Consider the following 3,403-nt stretch of genomic DNA (forward strand, 5'->3'; position numbering starts at 1 on the left):
GGCTTTCCGGAATGAGATCGTAGCCCGCCAGTTCATTTTCCGTATGCGCGAATTTGAGCAAATGGAAATGCAGTTCTTCATTCGCCCCGGCTCCCAGAAAGAATGGTATGCCTACTGGAAAGAGGAACGCATGAAATGGCACCAGAGCCTGGGCACCCCGGCTGCCAGCTACCGTTTCAAAGACCACGAAAAGCTGGCCCATTATGCAGATGCTGCTGTGGATATTGAATATGAATTTCCCATTGGCTTTAAAGAAGTAGAGGGGATCCATAGCCGTACAGACTTTGACCTCAAAAACCACCAGGAATACAGCAAGAAAAAGCTTCAGTACTTCGACCCTGAGATCAACCAGAATTACATTCCCTATGTAATTGAAACTTCTATCGGGTTAGATCGTATGTTCCTCTTAACCGTATGCAATGCCTACGAAGAGCAGGACCTGAGCACCCCCGAAAAGCCGGACAGCCGCGTAGTAATGCACTTACCAGCAAAATTAGCCCCTATCAAATTGGCCATTTTCCCTTTAATGAAAAAAGAAGGTCTGCCGGAAATAGCCCGTCAGCTGATGGATGAATGCAAGTCTTCCTTCTACTGTTTTTATGAGGAGAAAGATGCCATTGGTAAACGCTACCGCCGCCAGGATGCCATCGGTACGCCCTTCTGCGTAACCATTGATCACCAGACCAAGGAAGATAACACTGTTACCATCCGCTACCGCGATAGTATGGAACAGGAGCGCATTCCGCTGAGTGAGGTAAGGGAGCGTGTGCTGAAAGCCATTCTGTAACTTTTAGAGGTAAGGTACGTTTCAATAGGTATAACCCTTTTATGCCTATGCCTGCAAAATGTTACCTCCTTATACTGCTGTTACTGTTATGCGGCGCTGCATCTGCGCAAAGACAAAAAAAAGACGACTTTTACCGTTCCTGGCCGCGTGAGCTTAAAGGCTACCAAACTGTGTATTATAGCTTCCTGGGGCCTGGTTGCTTTAACTCACTCAATTACGAGCTGCGTTTTCAGCCCGACCGCTTAGGGCTGGGTGTACGTGTTGGTATAGGTAATACCATTTCGTACTGGGAGGATGATATGCCCGATTCAACAGGTAAGGTGAACAGTTCACATAATACTACTAAATTAACCGTGCCCCTGGGGATAAATTACCTGTTTGGAAGGGCTGCCCGTCCGCACCGTTTGGAGCTGGGGCTTGGTATTACTTATGTACATGGCGATGCAGTGATCTTCGATGAGCATACTACCCGTTATGCATGGCTGCTGAATTTAACCGTAGCCTACCGGCGTTATTCCTTTAAGAACCGGTTAATGTGGAAATTAGCTATTACACCCATGATGTCTACCACCCGCTATGGCGGTTATCCTTTACCCTGGGCAGAGGGCAGCATTGGTTTCAATTTCTGATCTGCTAGTCGTACAGTTCCTGGTGTATGTCTTTACGGTCATACCCCAGGTCCATTATGCGCTGCCTGGCCTCATTGATCATATTCTTCCAGCCGCACAGGAAAAAGTTAGCGGGTTTATTGCCGCCGTTCAGCATCTCTTCATAAATAGTGTGCACATATCCTTTACGCCCGGTCCAGCCTGTACTGTCCTCGCGGGATAAGGTGGGCAGGTAGTAAAACCCCGGGTGTTCCGCCTGCAGCTGTTCCATTTCGCCGGGGTATAGCAGGTCCTTAATATAGCGGCTGCCGTAAATGAGGTAAATATTTTTATGGGGAATGTTGTGCAGGTGAATGTATTTAGCCATGGACCGGAAGGGCGCAATGCCAGTACCCGTGCAAACCAGGAACAGGTCCTTATCCAGCACCTCCGGCAGCACAAATTTGCCCAAAGGCCCGCGCAGCAATAGGTTGCTGCCTTCCTTTATTTCATTGAAAAGGTAAGTAGTGCCGGCCCCGCCTTCCAGCAATACGATCACCAGCTCTATTTCATTGCTGCCATTTGGGTGTGATGCAATGGAATAGCTGCGCCATCGTTTATGCTTGTTCTCATGAATGGGAAGGTCCAGGGTAACAAACTGTCCGGGCTTAAAATCAAAAAGGTCCATATCCGGTATCTGTATCCAGAAGCGGCGTGTATTGTAGGTTTCATCTACAATTCTGGTAACCGTACCGTTGTACCATTGCTCCAGCATATGGGGTGTTTTTGTGTTATTAAATATAGGGAAAAAAGTCGATGGTCGATGGTCCATAGTCCATGGCCTTTTTCAAAAGAGACAAACTGCGTAGTAATGCAAAAATTTAACAACCCAGCTTTACACGCACCACTACTATACGCACCAGGCCATGGACTATCGACCATGGACTTCCCTCAATCATGGACCATCGACTATGGACCATGGACCATCAAAAATCACTATCTTTGCACCCTTCATGAATCTACAGGGTGTTTTACAGCTTTTTCAACGCGACGCCCGCCTGCAACAGCTGGTGAAAGGGCTACATATGCCCGCTCCGCAACATTTTCAGCTAACAGGCCTTACCGGCAGCGCTGTTAACTTCGTGGCCGTTACCGCCTGGGCGCAAATGGAAAATGCCAACCACCTCTTTATTTTAAATGATAAAGAAGAGGCAGCCTATTTCCATAACGACCTGGAACAGCTAAGCCAGGCGCTGGATATCTTCTACTTTCCTGATTCCTTTAAAAAAACCGGCCAGTTCCAGGAGCTGAACAGCAGCCATAGCATGCTGCGTACTGAAGCGCTCATGAAATTTTCAGGCGGCGTTATCCGTAAAAAAATACTGGTTACCTATCCGGAAGCTTTATGGGAAAAAGTAGCCGGCTCTACCGCCTTTAACACGAACATGGTGCAGCTAAAGGTAGGCGATGTGCTGAAGGTGGATGACTTGCTGGAAAAGCTGGTGGGTTGGGGTTTTCATTATACTGATTTTGTGTATGAGCCCGGCCAGTATGCCGTGCGTGGCGGTATCCTGGATATTTACTCTTTTGGCAACGATAAGCCCTACCGTATTGAGCTGTTTGGGGAAGATATAGATTCCATCCGCCTGTTTGATCCGGAAACGCAGCTGAGTGAGCGTAAGCTGAACCAGGTAACGCTGATCGCCAACATGGATACCCATGCTACCGATCACCATAAAACAGCCCTCACAGAATTTCTGCCGGCCAATACCATGGTATGGATGAAAGACCCGGGCTATGTGCAGGAAGTGATAGAGCAAATGGAGCAGCGCCTGGACGATTGGCTGCAAACCGGCAATAAGGTAAAGGTGGATGAAGATGAGGAGATGATGCTTACGGAAGATGATTTCGTAAAAGCATCCGTACTCATGGAGCAGCTGCTGCAGCGTCACTGCGTAGTGTTCGGCAACCGCCAGTGGTGGCAGGAAACCGGCCGCCCTGCTACGGTTATACCCTTTGAAACGCAGGA

3 protein-coding genes and 1 pseudogene are annotated in these 3,403 nt (G+C 48.4%); 3 read left to right on the plus strand and 1 reads right to left on the minus strand.

Going from position 1 to position 3,403, the window contains the following annotated elements; genetic code table 11:
• Together VIM87_RS26880 and VIM87_RS26885 are read left to right on the plus strand one after the other, a co-directional pair.
• Positions 1 to 787: glycine--tRNA ligase (locus VIM87_RS26880; protein ID WP_331999976.1), on the plus strand; the 787-nt coding region annotated here is incomplete at its 5' end.
• Between the two features lie 47 nt (positions 788 to 834).
• A complete protein-coding gene (locus tag VIM87_RS26885; RefSeq protein WP_331999977.1) occupies positions 835 to 1,416 on the plus strand; it encodes a hypothetical protein in 582 nt (193 codons plus the stop codon).
• 4 nt (positions 1,417 to 1,420) lie between these two features.
• Here VIM87_RS26885 and VIM87_RS26890 read toward each other — a convergent pair whose 3' ends face one another.
• Positions 1,421 to 2,149 (minus strand): ferredoxin--NADP reductase, encoded by a 729-nt coding sequence (locus VIM87_RS26890; RefSeq protein ID WP_331999978.1) that lies wholly within the window; start codon positions 2,147 to 2,149, stop codon positions 1,421 to 1,423.
• A 238-nt stretch (positions 2,150 to 2,387) separates the two neighbouring features.
• Between VIM87_RS26890 and VIM87_RS26895 the strand changes: the two are divergent.
• Positions 2,388 to 3,403: pseudogene (locus VIM87_RS26895) on the plus strand (transcription-repair coupling factor); the annotation flags it as partial.

It is taken from the genome of Chitinophaga sp., assembly GCF_036569125.1.
In the GTDB taxonomy this organism is placed as follows: Bacteria; Bacteroidota; Bacteroidia; order Chitinophagales; family Chitinophagaceae; genus Chitinophaga.